At 59.9% G+C, this 19195-nt stretch carries 16 protein-coding genes; 4 read left to right on the top strand and 12 right to left on the bottom strand.

Annotated features, from left to right (window positions below; genetic code table 11):
• Window positions 1-24 precede the first annotated feature (24 nt).
• Window positions 25-903, top strand: a complete 879-nt coding sequence (locus JF535_RS06715) for a hypothetical protein (RefSeq protein WP_207000570.1) — start codon at window positions 25-27, stop codon at window positions 901-903.
• Between the two features lie 69 nt (window positions 904-972).
• On the opposite strand, the gene greA is transcribed toward JF535_RS06715, so the two are convergent.
• From greA to dapB, 6 genes are all read right to left on the bottom strand, one after another.
• The gene (gene greA / locus JF535_RS06710; RefSeq protein WP_207000568.1) at window positions 973-1449 is read right to left on the bottom strand and encodes a transcription elongation factor GreA; all 477 of its coding nucleotides are present in this window, start codon (window positions 1447-1449) and stop codon (window positions 973-975) included.
• 135 nt (window positions 1450-1584) lie between these two features.
• Window positions 1585-4815 (bottom strand): carbamoyl-phosphate synthase large subunit, encoded by a 3231-nt coding sequence (gene carB, locus JF535_RS06705; protein ID WP_207000565.1) that lies wholly within the window; start codon window positions 4813-4815, stop codon window positions 1585-1587.
• 107 nt (window positions 4816-4922) lie between these two features.
• On the bottom strand, window positions 4923-6059 hold the full coding sequence (gene carA, locus JF535_RS06700) for a glutamine-hydrolyzing carbamoyl-phosphate synthase small subunit (RefSeq protein WP_207003596.1): 1137 nt from the start codon (window positions 6057-6059) through the stop codon (window positions 4923-4925).
• 483 nt (window positions 6060-6542) lie between these two features.
• Window positions 6543-7130 carry a YfiR family protein gene (locus JF535_RS06695; RefSeq protein ID WP_207000555.1) on the bottom strand — a complete coding sequence of 196 codons (588 nt, stop codon included), beginning with the start codon at window positions 7128-7130 and terminating at the stop codon, window positions 6543-6545.
• A gap of 238 nt (window positions 7131-7368) precedes the next feature.
• Window positions 7369-8775: a 30S ribosomal protein S6--L-glutamate ligase gene (rimK, locus tag JF535_RS06690; RefSeq protein WP_207000553.1), complete on the bottom strand. Its 1407-nt coding sequence runs from the start codon at window positions 8773-8775 to the stop codon at window positions 7369-7371.
• 33 nt (window positions 8776-8808) lie between these two features.
• A complete protein-coding gene (dapB, locus tag JF535_RS06685; protein ID WP_207000551.1) occupies window positions 8809-9618 on the bottom strand; it encodes a 4-hydroxy-tetrahydrodipicolinate reductase in 810 nt (269 codons plus the stop codon).
• Window positions 9619-9812: 194 nt separating this feature from the next.
• On the opposite strand from dapB, the gene JF535_RS06680 reads away from it, so the two are divergent.
• Entirely contained in the window at window positions 9813-10256 is a 444-nt protein-coding gene (locus JF535_RS06680) for a hypothetical protein (RefSeq protein WP_207000549.1), read from the top strand.
• An 84-nt stretch (window positions 10257-10340) separates the two neighbouring features.
• On the opposite strand, the gene JF535_RS06675 is transcribed toward JF535_RS06680, so the two are convergent.
• Window positions 10341-11690, bottom strand: coding sequence for a phosphohexomutase domain-containing protein (locus JF535_RS06675; protein WP_207000547.1), 1350 nt, complete (start codon window positions 11688-11690; stop codon window positions 10341-10343).
• A 1-nt stretch (window position 11691) separates the two neighbouring features.
• Complete coding sequence (gene galU / locus JF535_RS06670; RefSeq protein WP_207000545.1) at window positions 11692-12528, bottom strand: UTP--glucose-1-phosphate uridylyltransferase GalU; 837 nt, start codon at window positions 12526-12528, stop codon at window positions 11692-11694.
• A gap of 259 nt (window positions 12529-12787) precedes the next feature.
• On the opposite strand from galU, the gene fabA reads away from it, so the two are divergent.
• Together fabA and fabB are read left to right on the top strand one after the other, a co-directional pair.
• Window positions 12788-13312: a 3-hydroxyacyl-[acyl-carrier-protein] dehydratase FabA gene (gene fabA, locus JF535_RS06665; RefSeq protein WP_066967125.1), complete on the top strand. Its 525-nt coding sequence runs from the start codon at window positions 12788-12790 to the stop codon at window positions 13310-13312.
• 92 nt (window positions 13313-13404) lie between these two features.
• A complete protein-coding gene (fabB, locus tag JF535_RS06660) occupies window positions 13405-14628 on the top strand; it encodes a beta-ketoacyl-ACP synthase I (RefSeq protein WP_207000543.1) in 1224 nt (407 codons plus the stop codon).
• A gap of 113 nt (window positions 14629-14741) precedes the next feature.
• Here fabB and JF535_RS06655 read toward each other — a convergent pair whose 3' ends face one another.
• From JF535_RS06655 to JF535_RS06640, 4 genes are all read right to left on the bottom strand, one after another.
• Window positions 14742-15602, bottom strand: a complete 861-nt coding sequence (locus JF535_RS06655) for a sugar nucleotide-binding protein (protein WP_207000541.1) — start codon at window positions 15600-15602, stop codon at window positions 14742-14744.
• 26 nt (window positions 15603-15628) lie between these two features.
• Window positions 15629-16213, bottom strand: coding sequence for a single-stranded DNA-binding protein (ssb, locus tag JF535_RS06650; protein WP_207000539.1), 585 nt, complete (start codon window positions 16211-16213; stop codon window positions 15629-15631).
• 204 nt (window positions 16214-16417) lie between these two features.
• Window positions 16418-17590, bottom strand: a complete 1173-nt coding sequence (locus JF535_RS06645; protein WP_207000537.1) for an MFS transporter — start codon at window positions 17588-17590, stop codon at window positions 16418-16420.
• 113 nt (window positions 17591-17703) lie between these two features.
• Complete coding sequence (locus JF535_RS06640) at window positions 17704-19107, bottom strand: mannose-1-phosphate guanylyltransferase/mannose-6-phosphate isomerase (RefSeq protein WP_207000535.1); 1404 nt, start codon at window positions 19105-19107, stop codon at window positions 17704-17706.
• Window positions 19108-19195: the final 88 nt, after the last annotated feature.

Below are 19195 nucleotides of genomic sequence, written 5' to 3'. Positions count from 1 at the left end.
GTAGTGTGAAGTGAAGGAGTTCATGTGAAGTATCTAGCGCATGTCAGTGCCGCAGTTATGTTCGCGATCAGCGGCATTACCTGGGCCGATGCCAATACGGCAATTGTCACCCAAACCGGGGTCGGCAATACGGCAAACGTCGATCAGACGGATGCCGGCGCCATCGGCAACCTGATTCAGCAAACACAAACCGGTTTCTTCAACGAAGCCAATGCGACGCAGGCAGGAGAGACCGATAGCGCGATTTACCAGGTGCAAACGGGCGGGCTCAATGACGCCTACTCGTTGCAATCCAACGGGTCCAATAACCTGGCAGAAATTCAGCAACAGGGGTTTGCCAACAGCGCCTCGACGTTTCAGCTGGGCTCAAGCAATAGCACGGCGGTGATCGTACAGCAGGGCATTAACAACGATGCCCGTGTTGATCAGGTAGCCGGTACCGATAATGTAGCGGTCATCCAGCAATCCGGGCTGGTGCACAACGCCTATATCGGCCAGTTCTTCAGCGCCAATTCTGAAGCGTATATTTTCCAGGACGGTATCGGAAACGAATCAGCGATCTTGCAGGGCGGCGTTGGCCATAGCGCCAGCGTGACACAATCCGGTGCGGGCAACAGCGCGAATGTGCTACAGGCAGGCTTCTTCAACGAGGCAGACATTAGCCAGAGCGGTTTCGGTAATGATGCTCTCATCACCCAGTTTGGCTGGTTCAATGCCGCGTCGGTTACCCAGGATGGCTTCCTCAACAATGCCAATATTCTGCAGCTCGGGCTCGGCGGGCATACCGCAATCGTGACCCAGATCGGTGCTGCGAATAATGCCAACGTGGTGCAAAACGGCCTGTCTGAGACCGCGATCGTCACCCAGATCGGGGTTGGCAACAATGCGGTCGTCTTGCAATAACCGGCTTCGCTCCGACAAATAAATAAGGCGGCCAGTGGCCGCCTTTTCAGTATTCGAGATCCGGAACGATCAGATGTGCTTCACCTCATCGATCTCATATTCCACCGCGCCCGAGGGTGTATTCACCACCACAATATCCCCTTCTTCCTTGCCGATCAGCGCGCGGGCAATTGGCGAGTTCACTGAAATCTTCTTGTTTCTCACATCCGCTTCGTCATCACCCACAATTTTGTAGGTCACTTCGGAATCGTCTTCCATGTGGATGATGGTCACGGTGGTGCCAAAAATCACCTTGCCGGACGGCTCGATGGCATTGACATCAATGACCTGGGCCATTGAAAGCTTGGCTTCGATTTCCTGAATACGGCCTTCAATAAACCCCTGCTTTTCCCGCGCCGCGTGGTACTCGGCATTTTCTTTCAGGTCGCCGTGCTCACGGGCCTCGGCGATGGCCTGAACAACAGCCGGACGCTGCACTTTTTTCAGGTCGTCCAGTTCTGTGCGCAGAGCCTCTGCGCCCTCAACGGTCATGGGTACACGGTTCATGGGAACCTCCAGAATCTTCACATTTCGCAATGCGCTGCGATGTGCTTTTAGGTTAATTCTTAACGAAAAAGCTCCACCAGGCGGCGGAGCTTTCAAAAATAGTGCCCCTTGCGGGCCACTCAAATCAATGCTCGATCAGTCCTGCAGACGAATAACCCGCTGATGCAGTTCCTGCAGACTGCGCACCTTGTGCGGCTCCGCAATCTGCATGGCCATGGCCATAGCGCGCGCTGCCGCCAGCGTGGTGGTGTAGCAAACCTGATGGTTTTCGGCACTGCGGCGGATATCCGCGGAGTCGCGAATGGCCTGACGGCCTTCGGTGGTATTCACCACCAGGGCAATCTCGTCGTTTTTGATCATATCGACGATATGCGGGCGCCCTTCGCTCATCTTATTAACCGTTTTAACGGGAATATCCGCTTCTTGCAAGACCTTGGCCGTACCGCGGGTTGCGACCAGGTCAAAGCCCAGGCCCACCAGCTCGCGCGCCACGTCGACCACACCGGGCTTGTCGACATCGCGTACGGAAATGAACACCTTGCCGGATTCCGGCAGCGTATCACCGGCGCCGATCAGTCCTTTGTCGAAGGCCTCGGCGAAGGTTTCGCCCACACCCATGACCTCACCGGTGGATTTCATTTCCGGGCCGAGAATCGGGTCGACCTTCGGGAACTTGTTGAACGGGAATACCGACTCTTTCACCGAGTAGTAATCCGGCACAATTTCCGTGGTAAAACCCTGATCCGCCAGGCTGGTACCCGCCTGACAGCGCGCGGCAATTTTCGCCAGGGAAGTGCCGATGCATTTGGATACAAACGGCACGGTACGGGATGCGCGCGGGTTCACCTCGATCACGTAGATCTCGCCGTCCTGATAGGCCAGCTGGGTGTTCATCAGGCCGACCACACCCAGTTCACGGGCCATGGCCTTGACCTGTTCGCGCATTTTGTCCTGCACGTCTGCCGGCAAGCTGTAGGGCGGCAGGGAACAGGCGGAGTCACCAGAGTGCACACCACACTGCTCGATGTGCTGCATGATCGCGCCGATCACCACGTCCTGCCCGTCGGATACCGCATCGATATCCACCTCGATGGCGGAGTGCAGGAAGTGATCCAGCAGTACCGGCGCATCCTCGGAAACTTCCACCGCTTCCTTCATGTAGGTCTTGAGTTCGTCTTCCTTGTAGACGATCTCCATGGCACGGCCGCCGAGCACATAGGAGGGCCGCACTACCAGCGGGTAGCCCACTTCCTTGGCCTTCTGAATGGCTTCGTATTCGGAGCGTACGATCGCGTTCTGCGGCTGCTTGAGTCCCAGGCGCATGATCATCTGCTGGAAGCGCTCACGGTCTTCCGCGCGGTCGATCTGCTCCGGGGTGGTGCCAATAATGGGCACACCTTCGTTGGCCAGGTAGCGCGCCAGGTTCAGCGGGGTCTGGCCGCCAAACTGTACGATTACACCCACCGGTTTTTCCTTGCGCACGATTTCCAGTACGTCTTCCAGAGTCACCGGCTCGAAATAGAGGCGATCGGAGGTGTCGTAATCGGTGGAAACCGTCTCCGGGTTACAGTTGACCATGATGGTCTCGTAACCATCTTCGCGCATGGCCAGCGCCGCGTGTACACAGCAGTAATCGAACTCGATGCCCTGGCCAATACGGTTGGGGCCACCGCCGAGTACCATGATTTTTTTCTTGTCGGACGGCTCCGCTTCACACTCCTCATCGTAGGTGGAGTACATGTAGGCAGTGCTGGTGGCAAATTCTGCAGCACAGGTGTCGACCCGCTTGTAGGCCGGGAAGACGCCCATTTTGTGGCGGAATTCACGCACGGTTTTCTGGCTAACGCCAAGTAGGTCGGCAAGACGGCGGTCGGAGAAGCCCTTACGCTTGAGGAAGCGCATGGTTTCGGCATTCAGCGCAGAAGTCGGCATGGACTTCAGCGGTTGCTCGATATCCACCAGCTCCTTGATCTGCACCAGGAACCAGGGGTCGATGCCGGAGAGCTCGTAGACTTCATCGATGCTCATGCCCACACGGAAGGCATCGCCCACGTACCAGATACGCTCAGCACCGGGCACCGACAGTTCGCGGCGCAGGCGCTCCATGGAGCCCACTTCCGCCGGATCAATCTTTGGCTCAAAACCGAAAGAGCCCACTTCCAGACCGCGCAGGGCCTTTTGCAGGGACTCTTGGAAGTTGCGGCCGATGGCCATGACTTCACCCACGGATTTCATCTGGGTGGTCAGGCGCGCATCCGCTTCACCGAACTTTTCAAAGGTGAAGCGCGGAATTTTGGTCACCACGTAGTCGATGGACGGCTCGAAGGACGCCGGGGTTGCACCACCGGTAATGTCATTCTGCAGTTCGTCGAGGGTGTAACCCACCGCCAGCTTGGCGGCCACTTTGGCGATCGGGAAGCCGGTGGCCTTGGAGGCCAGCGCAGAGGAGCGGGACACCCGCGGGTTCATCTCGATCACCACCATGCGGCCGGTTTTCGGGTCCATACCGAACTGCACGTTGGAACCACCGGTTTCCACGCCGATTTCGCGCAATACCGCAATCGATGCATTCCGCATCAGCTGGTATTCCTTGTCGGTGAGGGTCTGCGCCGGGGCCACGGTGATGGAGTCACCGGTGTGCACGCCCATGGGGTCGAAGTTCTCGATGGCACACACGATGATGCAGTTGTCGTTTTTGTCACGCACAACTTCCATCTCGTACTCTTTCCAGCCGAGCAGGGATTCGTCGATCAACAGTTCATTAGTGGGCGACAGGTCGAGGCCGCGTTTGCAGATTTCCTCGAACTCCGGCCAGTTGTAGGCCACACCGCCACCGGAGCCACCCATGGTGAACGACGGGCGAATAATCACCGGGAAACCGAATTCTTCCGGTACCTTTTTTGCCTCGTCCATGGTGTGCACGATCTTGGCACGCGGGGTTTCCAGGCCGATGGCCTTCATCGCTTTGTCGAACAGGTCGCGGTCTTCCGCTTTTTCGATGGCGTTTTTGTCCGCACCGATCAGCTCACAACCAAACTCCTTCAACACGCCGTGCTTGTCCAGCGCCAGCGCACAGTTCAGTGCGGTCTGGCCGCCCATGGTGGGCAGGATTGCGTCGGGGCGCTCTTTCTCGATGATCTTGGCTACGGTCTTCCACTCTACCGGCTCGATGTAAGTGGCATCCGCCATCGAGGGGTCGGTCATGATGGTGGCCGGGTTGGAGTTCACCAGGATCACCCGGAACCCCTCTTCCCGCAGGGCCTTACAGGCCTGGGCACCGGAGTAATCAAATTCACAGGCCTGACCGATGACGATGGGGCCCGCGCCGATGATCAGAATGCTTTTAATGTCTGTGCGTTTTGGCATCTTTCTTCCGTATCTAGCCGGCCGCAGCCGGTGGATAAAATTCTGGTCTTCGCTGGTTTTGCTGCAAGAGTTTCGCTGCGAGCGTTTCGCTGCTGTGGAAGAGGCGCCTAGCGGCGCGCTTCCATCATCTCGATAAACTGGTCAAACAGCGGTGCCACATCGTGCGGGCCGGGGCTCGCTTCCGGGTGCCCCTGGAAACTGAACGCCGGCTTGTCCTTGAGGCGAATGCCCTGCAAGGTGCCGTCGAACAGGGACTTGTGGGTGATTTCCACATTCTCCGGCAGGGAGTCCATGTCCACCGCAAAACCGTGGTTCTGCGCAGTGATCATCACCTTGGTGCTGTTCAGGTCCTGCACCGGGTGGTTACCGCCGTGATGGCCGAATTTCATTTTGGCGGTCTTGGCGCCAACCGCCAGGCCCAACAGCTGGTGCCCGAGGCAAATGCCGTAGGTGGGCAGGCCGGTGTCGAGGATTTCCCGAATCGCCTTGATCGCGTAGTCGCAGGGTTCGGGGTCGCCGGGGCCGTTGGACAGGAACACACCGTCGGGATTCATTGCCAGCACTTCAGAGGCCGGGGTTTCTGCCGGGACCACGGTGATGCTACAGCCGCGATCTACCAGCATGCGCAGGATATTGCGCTTCACACCGAAGTCGTAGGCAACCACTTTGTAAGGCTGCGCCGCCGGTGCCGGCTTATGGCCCGTACCGAGTTCCCAGCTGCCCTCGTTGAAGTCGTACGGCTGCTTGGTGGAAACCACCTTGGCCAGGTCCATGCCCTTCAGGCCGGCAAATGCCTGGGCTTTTTTCAGGGCTTCCGCTTCATCGACATTATCGCCAGCCACAATGCAGCCGCTCTGGGCGCCTTTGTCGCGCAGGATGCGGGTCAGGCGGCGGGTATCGATGTCGGCGATGCCGACGATATTGCGTTGCTTGAGGTAGTCCTCCAGGGACTGCTCATTGCGGAAGCTGGAAGCCAGCAACGGCAGGTCGCGAATCACCAGGCCCGCTGACCAGATTTCAGCACACTCTTCGTCTTCCGAGTTGGTGCCGGTGTTGCCGATATGCGGGTAGGTCAGGGTAACGATCTGGCGGGCGTAAGATGGATCCGTCAGGATTTCCTGATAACCGGTCATGGAGGTGTTGAAAACCACCTCACCAACGGTTGAGCCTTCCGCGCCAATGGCACGACCGCGAAAGACACTGCCATCGGCAAGCACCAGCAGTGCCGGGGTGGTGCTGGGCATCAGGGATTCCGGCGTGGGAACGGCGTTGTTCAATTCAATCTCCAATCGTCAGAACAGCTTCCGGGCGGGGCGAGAGGGGGCACTTTATGTGCCTTGCCAGGTGAAGTTTCAGCTGCAACTTTTTACCCTGAGCCCTTTATAAAAAAGCGAGATGAAACGTCTGCTTCATCTCGCTTGGTTATAGAGTTCTTCTCGGGCGCTCACTGAGGCTTTCACCTGGGCTCTCACTGTGTGGCCGGCAACCAGTTTCGGTGGTTAAGTGGGCGGAAAAACCGCCAGCACCGGCGCAAATATGGGGCAGGAAAGCCACGGGCTCTGCGACCTGCTCCATCGCTCTCTACTGAGAGCCAATAAAGCCATAATTTGGCGCGGGCGACTACGGTGGGACCTTTCCAAGCCGGGCGCAGATTCTACGGGAAAACGCCGGCAACTGCCAGTACAAATTTACGCCAACTCGACAACCGCCCCCCCGGGGCAGGCTGCCTATTTGACCGCACGGGTCAGCCGGAACACGCTGCTGCCGATGTCCAGCTCGGCGCGGTCGAGCCGGGTCTTGTTCAGTCGCAGTGACATGTTGTTGCCTGTGCCGGCAAAAGCCACCATGCCACCAATATGGGTGAAGCGGCTGACGTCACTGACGGTGAGCACCGGGAAGAACTCCAGGGCACCAACCGCTTCGGCCATGTGGCCAGCTTCCAGCCCGTCACCCATCACCACAATCTGGCAGCGGCGTGCACGCATGGTCTCGCCGTCGTTGACCGTCTCCAGCGCCACCATTCGCCCCTGAATCCGGTGGCGGTGAAAACGGGCCTCCAGCGGAGCCACCAGCGCCTCCTCCCCCATCACGCAAATGCGGAACGGTGCGCCGGACCCATTGAAGACCTCGATGGGCCACTGGAAGTGATGGGCGAAGTGGACGATGTAATCCACCATGACCTTGCGCCCCAGATCGGTGTCCGACAGGAGCTCCGCACGCGCCGGTGCCGCGGCGACCGACGCCACCAGTAACAGCTGACACAACAGCCTGTAGAGTGGTCGCGGCGAGAAGGCATGGAGCGTTGTTTTGGGCATCGTTGGGGGCACCGGGGCAATTAAACGCCCCGCACACGAACCAACCAACAGCGGGGCACCCCTAAAGACTAGTCTCGGCCACAGGCCCCCACCACGGGTGAAGCGCGAGCCGAGCGCCAAAAAAACCACACCGTCAGATTTTCAGGAGCAGGCCCGGAGGAAAGAGGCCCAGAGGAAAGGAGCGCTGAGTAAGCGGCGCCGTGAAAATACGGCGCCACATAGCTAAACGAGCGCAGGCCTAGCCTTCATCCCCGGCATCGACCGGGGTTATGGTCGGGCGCCACTTCAGCGCTTTTTCGATGGCCAGAATCATGGACCCGGCCACATCCTTGCGGGTGGCGCTTTCGATGCCTTCGAGACCCGGCGAGGAGTTCACCTCCAGCAACAGTGGCCCCTTCTTGGAGCGAATGATATCCACACCAGCCACTTTCAGCCCCAGGGTTTTGGCCGCCTTGATTGCCAGCTTGCGCTCCTCCGGCAGGATCTTGACCACGGAGGCCGTCCCCCCCCGGTGAATATTGGCGCGAAACTCACCCGGCGCAGCCTCCCGCTGAATGGCGGCGAACACCTTGCCATCCACCACGAACAGGCGCAGGTCTTTGCCCTGTGCCTCGCGAATAAACTCCTGTACCAGCAGGTTCACCTTCAGCGACTTGAAGGCATTGATCACCGATTCTGCTGCCTTGCGGGTTTCCGCCAGCACCACGCCGCGCCCCTGGGTGCCTTCCAGCAATTTCACGATCAGCGGTGCGCCCCCCACCATATCGATCAGCTCGTTGGTATCCATGGGCGAGTGGGCGAATCCGGAAATCGGAATATTCAAGCCACCCTCCTGCAGCAACTGCAGGGAGTAGAGCTTGTCGCGGGACTGACTGATTGCAGCCGCACCATTGAGGGCGTATACCCCCATGCTCTCAAAGTGACGGGTCAGGGCGCAGCCATAAAACGTCATGCTGGGGCGAATGCGCGGAATAATCGCATCGAGGTTGTTGAGAATGCGCCCGTCCCGGTAATGCACCTCCGGCTCGGCCGAATCCAGTTTCATATAGCACTGGCGAATCTGCAAAAAGGTCATGCGGTGGCCACGTTCGGCACCGGCCTCCATGATTCGCTGGTTACTGTAGAGGTCCGGATTGGAAGCGAGCACGCCGATACGCAGGCCGGTGCCCGACATATGGTGCTCGTCCCGGTAATACTCCTCCAGTTGGCTGGGGGGCATCTCACCCAGGCAGAAACTCTCGGCAGGGTCCACCAGCATGCGGCCCATCATCGCCTCGCGGCCCAGCAGCATGCGGTAACCCATGGAGTCGCGGTTGGTGAGGGTAAGTTCGATATCCCACACGCTTCCGCCGATACTCATACTGGTTCTGATCACCAGGCGCTTTTCCGAATCCCCGGACGAGCTGCGCACCGTGCGCCGGTCGAGCACCCGCGCTTCACAACGCACCCGCGGCCGGCGCTGGTTCTGCAGGGGGTGCGCCTCGAAGCTCACCCACGGCTCGCCGCCGCGATTGAACTGCTGGATGTTGTAGGCGTGCAGGCACGACGTTTTGGCGCCGGAATCTACGCGCGCCTTGATCGCGGGAATACCAAGCCCCGGAAAGGCACACCATTCCTCACTGCCAACGATGATCTTCTTATCCAAGTGTCGCTCCTCAAAAGCGTATTCTTTGCAGGGTTATTTCAACCCCAAAACATCGCGCATATCGTAGCGTCCGGCAGCGCGACCGGTTAACCAAACGGCAGCGCGCACTGCGCCACGGGCAAAGGCCAGCCGGCTGCTGGCCTTGTGGGTAATCTCAATACGCTCGCCATCGGCAAGAAACGACACCGTGTGCTCACCCACTACGTCGCCGCCGCGCACCGTGGCAAAGCCAATGGTTTCGCGCGCGCGCGCACCGGTCTGGCCTTCGCGTCCATAGACCGCCACCTTCGACAGGTCGCGACCGAGAGTGTCCGCAATCACCTCCCCCATGCTGAGGGCTGTACCCGAAGGGGCATCCACCTTGTGCCGGTGATGGGCCTCGACAATCTCGATGTCCACATCGTCACCCAGCACGCGGGCGGCGGTTTCCAGCAGGTTAAAGCATAGATTCACACCGGTGGAAAAATTGGTGGCAAAACACAGCGGGGTCTTGTCGCCGGCGCTCAACATGGTCGCCTTCTGATCCGGCGTAAAGCCGGTGGTACCGATCACAATGGCCTTGCCATGCTCGGCACAGTAGGCGGCGTTCTCCAGGGTGGCCTCGGGTGAGGTGAAATCAATCAGCACATCAAAGTCTGCCTGCGCCAGGCTGTCCACCACGGCCAAACCATTGCGCCCCAGGCCCGCCACTTCCCCGGCGTCTGCACCTACCAGGCTGGAACCCGGTCGCACGATCGCCGCACTCAGCCTGGCCTTGCCCTCTTTCTCCGCATGAGCGAGGGCTTCTGCCAGTACCCGGCCCATACGGCCGCCAAATCCTGTGATTGCGATGCTTACTGCCATGAGCCGTAACTCTCCTGTTGTGTGACCGGGCTTGCGAAAAGCGCGGATTCTACTCCGGTTTGCACCTGCGGCAATACCGTTCTGAGCGGATAGGCTCGCCCCCCAACATAACAGACCACTGACTACCGGGTATGCCTTGCGGCGCATGATTCCTCTACTACGCTGTTACTAACAGGTAGATTGGAGCGCCAAACATGTCTCGGGAATCTCACGACCCGTTCTGGTCATCGCTTTCCGCTGCGATTTTCGCCCTACTGCTGATTGCCGCAATCTCCACCGGCAAGGCGGCTACTGCAGATGGGCTCGGCGACGACTTCTGGGAAAAGTACGACGACATCACCGACTGGATCACGCTGCGCCTGAAGCTGACGCCGGAGCAGGAAGACAAAGCCTTGCCACTGATGGAAAAGAACTTTGAGCTCCAGCTTGCGATCCTGGAAGACTACGGCTTCGAGCGCGGCAAAATGCCGAAGCTTACCCGGGAACAGAAAGAAGAGCTGGATGCGAAAATCGTTGCGGTGCGCGCCGCCACCCGCGTCGAAATGGTGAAAATCCTGAACGCGGAGCAACTGGAAGAGCTGAAGAAAATCCAGCAGGAATACCACGATGAGTTTCGGCGCAGGCTGGCGAAAAACTGAAACCCGCACAGGGCACTCGCCGGTGAAGCAGAAATGATCGATGACAAAATGGGGAGCGCAGACGCGCTCCCCGAACAGTAATGACTACCCGCGAATCAGGCCTAGCAGTTCTTCCGTCTTGGCCTTCATCAGCGCCTCATCCCCACGGGATTCCACATTCAGGCGCACCACCGGCTCGGTGTTGGACATACGCAGGTTAAAGCGCCAGTCGTCGAACGCGACACTGAGCCCATCGACGTGCTCAACACTGTTGGCGCCAGGCGCATACTTTTCTTCCGCGGCCTGCAGCAGGGCCTTGGGGTCTGCCACTTTGGAGTTGATTTCGCCGCTACAGGGGAACGCCGCCATGCGCTCGCCCACCAGTTTCGACAGCGGCTTGCCGCTGCGACTTACCAGCTCGGCTACCAGCAGCCACGGGATCATGCCGCTGTCGCAGTAGGCAAAGTCACGGAAATAATGGTGCGCGCTCATTTCACCACCGTAAATGGCGTCTTCCTTGCGCATGCGCTCCTTGATGAACGCATGCCCGGTTTTACTCTGCACCGGCTCACCGCCGGCCGCCTTGACGATGGCTTCCGTATTCCAGGTGAGACGCGGGTCGTGCACCACGTTGGCGCCCGGGTGCTTGACCAGGAACGCTTCCGCCAGCAGGCCCACCACATAGTAGCCCTCGATGAATTCACCGTTCTCGTCAAAGAAGAAACAGCGGTCGAAGTCACCATCCCATGCGATACCAAAATCAGCGCCGCTCTCGCGCACGGCGGCCGCGGTGGGTTCACGGTTTTCCGGCAGAATCGGGTTGGGGATACCGTTGGGGAAATTACCATCGGGCTCGTGGTGCACGCGCACAAATTCAAACGGCAGGCTCGGTGCCAGCGCATCCACCACGGAACCGGCTCCACCGTTACCGGCATTCACCACCAGCTTCAGCGGCTTCAGCTCGGAGACATCGACGTAACCCAGCAGGTGTTTCACAAAGTCATCGCGGTGGGCAAAGGTGTGCAGGTCGCCACGCTTTTCCACTGCGGGAAAGTTGTTGTCTTCCGCGAGCTTCTTGATATCCAGCAGGCCGGTATCGCCGCTGATGGGGCGACTACCCGAGCGCACGAACTTCATGCCGTTGTAATCCATCGGGTTGTGGCTCGCGGTTACGCAGATGCCGCCGTCAAAATCCCCGTGGAAAGTCGAGAAGTAGATTTCTTCCGTACCGCACTCCCCAATGTGAAACACCTCGGCACCGGCATCACGCAGGCCATTGACCAGCGCATCGGTCAGCTCGGCACTGGTGAGGCGGATGTCGTGCCCCACCACCACACGGCGGGCATCCAGAAACTGGGCAAACGCGCGCCCCACACGATAGGCCACATCCGCATTCAGCTCATCAGGCACACGGCCACGCAAATCGTATGCTTTAAAACAGGTTAATTCTGACATTTCAGCCCTTCTCCCCCGGCAAATAAATATTCTTGTAAACGTAATTGGTGGCTTCGACAAAGCCATCCACGGAACCGCAATCGAAGCGGCGCCCCTTGAAGCGGTAGGCGAGCACGCAACCGCGCTTGGCCTGGGTGAGCAGTGCATCGGTAATCTGCACTTCACCGTTCTTGCCCGGCGGCGTCTCACGAATGAGATCGAAAATATCGGGGGTCAGAATATAGCGACCAATAATCGCCATGTTGCTCGGCGCATCCTCGGCCGCGGGCTTTTCCACCATGTCGGTGACCTGAAACAGGTCCGGTTTGATTTCATTGCCCGCAATCACACCAAATTTATGGATCTGCTCTTTCGGCACTTCTTCCACCGCAACGATGCTGCAGCGAAACTGTTGATACAGCTGCACCATCTGCCCCAACACACCGAGCTCTTCATTCAGGCACAGGTCATCGGCCAGCACTACGGCGAAGGCTTCATCGCCGATCAGCCGCTGCCCCTGCAGAATGGCGTCACCCAGCCCGCGCATTTCGCCCTGGCGGGTGTAGGAAAAGCTGGCACTGTCGATAACCTGGCGCACGCAATCCAGATAACGTTCTTTGCCGGTGCCGGCAATCTGATGCTCCAGCTCAAAATTGGTGTCGAAGTGATCTTCAATCGCGCGCTTGCCACGCCCGGTCACAAACCCGATCTCGGTCAGGCCGGCCTCAATGGCCTCTTCTACCCCGTACTGGACCAGCGGCTTGTTGACCAGTGGCAACATTTCCTTGGGCATCGCCTTGGTTGCCGGCAGAAAGCGGGTTCCATACCCGGCCACCGGAAAAAGACATTTTTTGAGCATTACACCCCCTCGTTAGAATGCGGCTTCGGCGCTCTCCCGCGTCGAATTGCGGCAAGTTATCACAAAAATGTGGCAAGAATCAGTCCAGTTTCGCCGTTTGCGCGAACCGGTGGAAACCGCCTGTTGACGAGCCCCGCAGCCCGGTCAAGGGCAAATTGGGACAGTTCCGGTCACAAAAAGAGTTATGACCGACTGGACAAGCCATGCCCAGCCCTTAGAATGCCGGCTCGTGTAAGAAATACCCAGAATCGGGGACCCAATGAGTAATTTTGTTCAAAAAAGCAGCTACACCCGTGAAGAACTTCTGGCTTGCAGCCAGGGAGAAATGTTCGGCCCCGGCAACGCGCAGCTGCCTGCTCCCAACATGCTGATGCTGGATCGCATCACGCACATTGCCAAAGACGGCGGTGAATTCGGCAAGGGGGAGCTGATTGCCGAACTGGATATCACACCGGACCTGTGGTTCTTTGACTGCCATTTTCCCGGTGACCCGGTCATGCCCGGCTGCCTGGGTCTCGACGCCATGTGGCAGCTGCTCGGCTACTTCCTCGCCTGGAAAGGCAACCCCGGCCGCGGCCGCGCCCTGGGTTGCGGCGAAGTAAAATTCACCGGCCAGATCCTGCCCACCAACAAGAAGGTCACCTACCACATCCAGATGAGCCGTCTGGTGGAGCGCAAGCTGGTTATGGGCATTGGCAACGGTTCCGTTTCCGTGGACGGACGCGAAATCTACACCGCCAAAGACCTGCGGGTTGGCCTGTTCACTCGCACCGACAACTTCTGAGCGGTTTGCCTGTCACAGCAGACTCTGTTACATAAACGCACTGTTACATAAAACAATAACAATTCACTCGACAAGTTTTACTGGAGATCACTATGCGCCGGGTAGTCATTACCGGAATGGGCATCACTTCCTGCATTGGTAACAACACGCAAGAAGTGCTGGCCTCCCTGAAAGCCGGCCGCAGCGGCATCCGCTATATGGATGAGTACGCCGAGCTGGGTCTGCGCAGCCAGATCGCCGGTGTGGTCGATATCGACTTCAAGGAACATATCGACCGCAAGCACCTGCGGTTTATGGGCGACTCCGCCGCCTACGCTTACATTTCCATGGCCGAAGCCATCGCAATGTCTGGCCTGGAAGAATCGGACGTCTCCAACCCACGCACCGGCCTGGTGATGGGCTCTGGCGGCACCTCTACCGCTGCCATTATCGAGTCTGCCAACATCCTGAAGACCAAGGGTGTGCGCCGCGTTGGCGCCTACCGGGTGCCCCAGGTGATGGGCAGTACCGTCTCCGCGTGCCTGGCCACGCCGTTCAAGATCAAGGGCGTGAACTACTCCATCTCCTCCGCCTGCGCCACTTCTGCGCACTGCATCGGCAACGGTGCAGAGCTGATCCAGATGGGCAAGCAGGATGTGGTATTTGCCGGTGGTGGCGAAGAGCTGGCCTGGAGCCTGACGCACCTGTTTGACGCCATGGGTGCGCTGTCTTCCAAGTACAACGATGCCCCGACCACCGCATCCCGCCCTTACGACGCCAATCGCGATGGCTTTGTTATCGCCGGCGGTGGCGGCTGCGTGGTGCTGGAGGAATACGAGCACGCCAAGGCGCGCGGTGCGAACATCATTGCCGAACTGGTGGGCTACGGTGCCACCTCCGACGGTTACGACATGGTGGCGCCGAGCGGTGAAGGTGCAGCACGCTGCATGCAACAGGCACTGGCCGGCATGGATGGCAAGGGCCTGGAAGGTGGCGTCGACTACATCAATACCCACGGCACCTCTACCCCCGTGGGCGATGTAGCCGAGTTGCGCGCCATGAAGGAAGTGTTCGGTAACGCGGTGCCGGCATTTGCCTCCACCAAGTCCCTGACCGGCCACTCCCTGGGTGCCGCTGGTGTGCAGGAAGCCATTTACAGCCTGCTGATGATGCAAAACGACTTTATCGCCGCCTCCGCCAACGTGGAGACGGTGGATGAAGCGGCCGAAGGCCTGGATCTGGTGACCGAGCTGCGGCAGACCGAGGTGCGCCGCGCACTCTCCAACAGCTTCGGCTTCGGTGGTACTAATGCCAGCCTGGTGTTCGACAAGGTCTGATCGACTTTATCAACGCCATCTGGCAGACACAAAAAAGGGCGAGCCGCACTGCGACTCGCCCTTTTTTGTATGCAACTCTTACCTTTGGACTCTCACCACTGGGCTCTCACCTCTCACCGCTCACCTCTGGGCTCAGCTTTCTGCAAGCGCTCCAGCCACAATTCTACCTGGCGGGTAAGCCCCTGGCGCCAGCTGCGCTGCTGGATACCGAATACATCCCGCAACCGCTCACAGCCCAGCACGAAGGTGCGGTCCTCCTCGGCCGGCAACAATGTGACCAGTTCTGCGGCAAAGTCCTCGCCGTAGAGTGAGCGCACACGGTCAACCACTTCACTGCCGAACGCCATTGCGGTACAGCTATCCGCCGAACCGTAGTGATACAGGCCCGAACGCGGGCCACCACTGGCCAGCTGTTGCGCGATGGCAACCGTGACCCGCACGAGGTCTGACACCGTCACCGGGTTGCCCTTGCTGTTGTCGTCGAGAATCACCGGCTTGCCGTCCAGCAGGCTGCGCAGGATACGCCCGAGCAGCGCATCTTCGCTGCGATCGACCTGCCACCCTAGACGCAGAATACTCACGTTGTCAGCCCCTGACAGGGCCTCCTCGCAGGCCAGCCAGTCGCGCCCGCGCCCGGTGGTCGGCGATGGCTCCTCGTCTTCATCGATTTTTTTGCGCCGGGAACGGCCGTACACGCCGTAGGAAGAAAGGTGCAGCAACGCCGTATAAGGCAAGCCGGACAACGCCTCGCACACCGCACGCGCCTCGCCCATACGGGCACCACCACCACAACTGGCGGCATTGATCACAATGGCGCCGGCACGGGCCGGGAAATGGTCCGCCTGCAACTGCTCCCGGTTGAGCAACTGCACACGAAACCCCACTTTCTGGAGTCCTTTCTGCAGGGCGCTGTCAATGGCGTTGCCGGCACCGATCAGCGCCACCGTATCCGGCTGGTACCCCGTATGATGCATGGCGCTCACGCTCCCCGCTCTGCTACTTAGAAGGGAATATCGTCGTCAAAGCTGTTGTCGAAGCCACCTGCCGGCGGCTGGTTGCCCGCCGGCTTGTTAGCGGGCTGTTGCGCGGGGGCCATGGGGGACGGTGCAGAGCGGCCCTGGGAGAACTCGTCCTGATAACCGCCACCCTGCTGGCCACCCTGAGCAAAACCACCGCCTTGCTGACCCTGCGGAGCGTAACCGCCGCCCTGGCCGCCCTGCTGGAAGCCACCGCCGCCCTGCTCACCGCGGCCATCCAGCATTTGCATTTCGCTGGCGACGATTTCAGTGGTGTAGCGATCCTGGCCAGACTGCTTGTCCTGCCACTTGCGGGTGCGCAGCGAGCCCTCGAGATAGACCTTGCTGCCCTTGCGCAGGTACTCGCCGGCAATTTCGGCGAGGCGGTTGAAGAACACCACGCGGTGCCACTCGGTACGCTCTTGCTGCTGGCCGGTCTGCTTGTCTTTCCAGGTTTCCGAGGTCGCCAGGGTGATATTGGTAACCGCACCACCGCTGGGCATGTAGCGGGTTTCCGGGTCGCCGCCCAGGTTGCCAATCAGGATTACTTTGTTTACGCCCCTGGCCATAAGCCTCTCCTCTCCGAAGGCCTCTCCCGGGTAAGGCGGAGGCCCGTTCAGTCTTCAAAAGTTCAAAATTGGGAAGGCGGCGCCGGGCTGGTCTTGCGACCGGCCCGGCACCGCCAACAGTGTATTTATATCCAGCAGCATACAACACTCACCCGGAGGCGTCACCGCCGCCAAATGCGCAGGCGCCAGACCGGTGGTCCGGGCTCAGCTGCCCGCCAGAGAAACCTGCTGCGCGCGCATCTGCCACCAGGCCAGCGCCCACAGCACCAGCACCCCCAGCGCCAGGGTGGCCACAGCACCGGCGCCGCCCAGCCCAAACACCAGGCCACCGAGGCTGCCGCCAACAAAGGCACCGAGGAACTGCAGGGTTGCATACAGGCCGGTGGCCGCGCCGCGGCATTCCGCCGGTGCAATGCGGGTCAGCTGCGCCGGCAGCAGGGCCTCCAGCAGGTTGAAGGCAACAAAGAACATGCCCAGGCACAGCACTGTCCAGCGCCCTTCGACCTGGGGCATCAGCGCCACACCGCCAAACACCAGCCCCAGCAATGCCAAGCGCATGGCCGCAGGCACCTTGTGACGCTTTTCGGCCAACCGCATCAGCGGCAGCATGATCACAAACGCCCCCAGCATCAGCGGGCCGTACAGTTTCCAGTGCTGCTCACTGGCGAGATGCAACTTGTCCACAAGCTGCAGTGGCAGCGGCACAAACAACATGGTCAGCAGCAGGTGCAGGAAAAACACCCCGCACACCAGTCGCCACACGTCGCCCTGGGCCAACAGGCGGGCAAAATCGCCCTTTTGCGGGGCGCGACGCGCGGACGCCTGAGGATTCGGTACCAATCGCCACACCAGCAATATGCCGCAGAGCGCCAGCAGCGCGGTCAGCCAGAAAATCGCCGACAGCCCACCAAACCCTGCTAACAGTGGCCCCAGCACCACCGCGAGTACAAAAGCCACACCGATCGATGCACCGATCACGGCCATGGCTTTACCGCGGTTCTCATCCCGCGTCAGGTCCGCGGCCAGGGCCATGGTTGCCGCGGCGATGGCACCGGCTCCCTGCAGAATACGCCCGGCGATCAGCCCCCACACGGAATCGGTCAGCGCCGCCACTACCGAGCCCAAGGCAAAAATCCCGAGGCCGAGGAAGATCACCGGCTTGCGCCCCCAGCGGTCACTCAGCACCCCCAGGGGAATCTGCAGAATGGCCTGGCTCAGGCCGTAGGCGCCCAGTGCCAGACCCAGCAATGCCGGCGTACTCCCGCTGTATTCTGTGCCGTACAGGGACAGCACAGGCAGCACCATAAACAGGCCCAGCATGCGGAATACGTACAGGGAGGCGAGACCGGCGAGCGCGCGGCGTTCAGTGGGGTTCATGCAAAATTCCGGACACGGCGAAAAAACGGGCCGCATTGTAACAGCGCAGGCAACGGAGGTTGATCCCCCATTGCCCGATCGCTAGATAGATCAAGGCTATGGCGAGTATCGCCTCAATTGCGTCCGTACTGGTCTTCGAAGCGCACAATGTCGTCTTCACCCAGATAGCTGCCGGACTGCACCTCAATCAATTCCAGCGGAATGGTGCCGGGATTTTCCAGGCGGTGCACAACCCCCAGCGGAATAAAGGTGGATTCGTTTTCCGTCAGCAGAATCTGGTCGTCGCCGCGCGTCACCTTGGCGGTACCCCGCACCACAATCCAGTGTTCGGCGCGGTGGTGGTGCATCTGCAGGGACAGCTGACAGCCGGGCTTGACCACAATGCGTTTCACCTGAAAACGGGGGCCGCCGTCGATGGAGTCGTAGTAGCCCCAAGGGCGAAATACTTTGCGGTGATTTTCTGCCTCGCTGCGCTCACTCTGCTTGAGACGCTGCACCAGTGTTTTCACTTCCTGCACGCGGCTTTTGTCTGCCACCATTAGCGCATCGTCGGTGTCCACGACCACCAGGTCCCGTACGCCGAGAATACCCACCAGACGATCACCGCCGTGCACCAAGCAGCCGGACGCATCTTCGGCCAGCACATCGCCACGCAGCAGATTGTCACTCTCGTCCCGCTCTGCCAGTTCCCACAGGGCGGACCAGGAACCTACATCGCTCCAACCCGCCTGCATGGGTACCACCGCAGCGGACTCTGTCTTTTCCATCACCGCATAGTCCACGGAATCCGACGGGCAGCGACTGAAAGCATCGCCATCGATGCGGGTGAAATCGAGATCGCGCACCGCACCGGCATAGGCCGCACGGCAGGCTTCAAGCATCTGCGGATGATGCTGCGCCAGCTCTTCCAGGTAGCGGGAGGCGCGGAACAGGAACATGCCGCTGTTCCAGTTGTACTCGCCACTGGCCAGGTATTGTTCTGCAGTGGGCAGGTCCGGTTTTTCGACAAACTCTGCCACTTTCCACCCCTCGGCCACCGCGTCGCCGCTGCGAATATAGCCATAGCCGGTCTCCGGGCTGGTGGGCACGATACCGAAGGTCACCAGATGGCCGCTCTCAGCCAGCACTGTCGCCGCCGCCACCGCCCGGTGGAAGCCTGCTGCGTCGGCGACCACGTGGTCCGCCGGCAGCACCAGCAACAAGGGATCGTCTCCCTGTTCGGCCGCGGCCAGGGCCGCCAGCGCAATGGCGGGGGCTGTATTGCGCGCGCAGGGCTCCAGCAGGATTGACTGGGGCGCTCGATCCACTTCCAGCAGCTGCTCGGCGGCAGCAAAGCGGTGATTCTCGTTGCACACCAGTATCGGGGGCTGTACGCCCGCCAGACCATCCAGTCTCAGCGCAGTGGCCTGCAACATGGTCTGGTGGCCCGTCAGAGACAGGAATTGTTTCGGATATGCTTCGCGGGACAGCGGCCACAAACGCGAGCCGGTACCACCGCAGAGAATGACAGGGATCATGATTTCCGTATCCACACTGGGTTATTCATTGGGGTTATTCATTGGGGTTATTCACGGGAATTATTCCCTCGACAGGGCGCGCTGCATT

It is taken from the genome of Microbulbifer salipaludis (genome assembly GCF_017303155.1).
GTDB classification, from domain to species: Bacteria; Pseudomonadota; Gammaproteobacteria; order Pseudomonadales; family Cellvibrionaceae; genus Microbulbifer; species Microbulbifer salipaludis.
The sequence above is the reverse complement of the archived record's forward strand: the minus strand, read 5'-3'. Positions and strand labels throughout refer to the sequence as shown.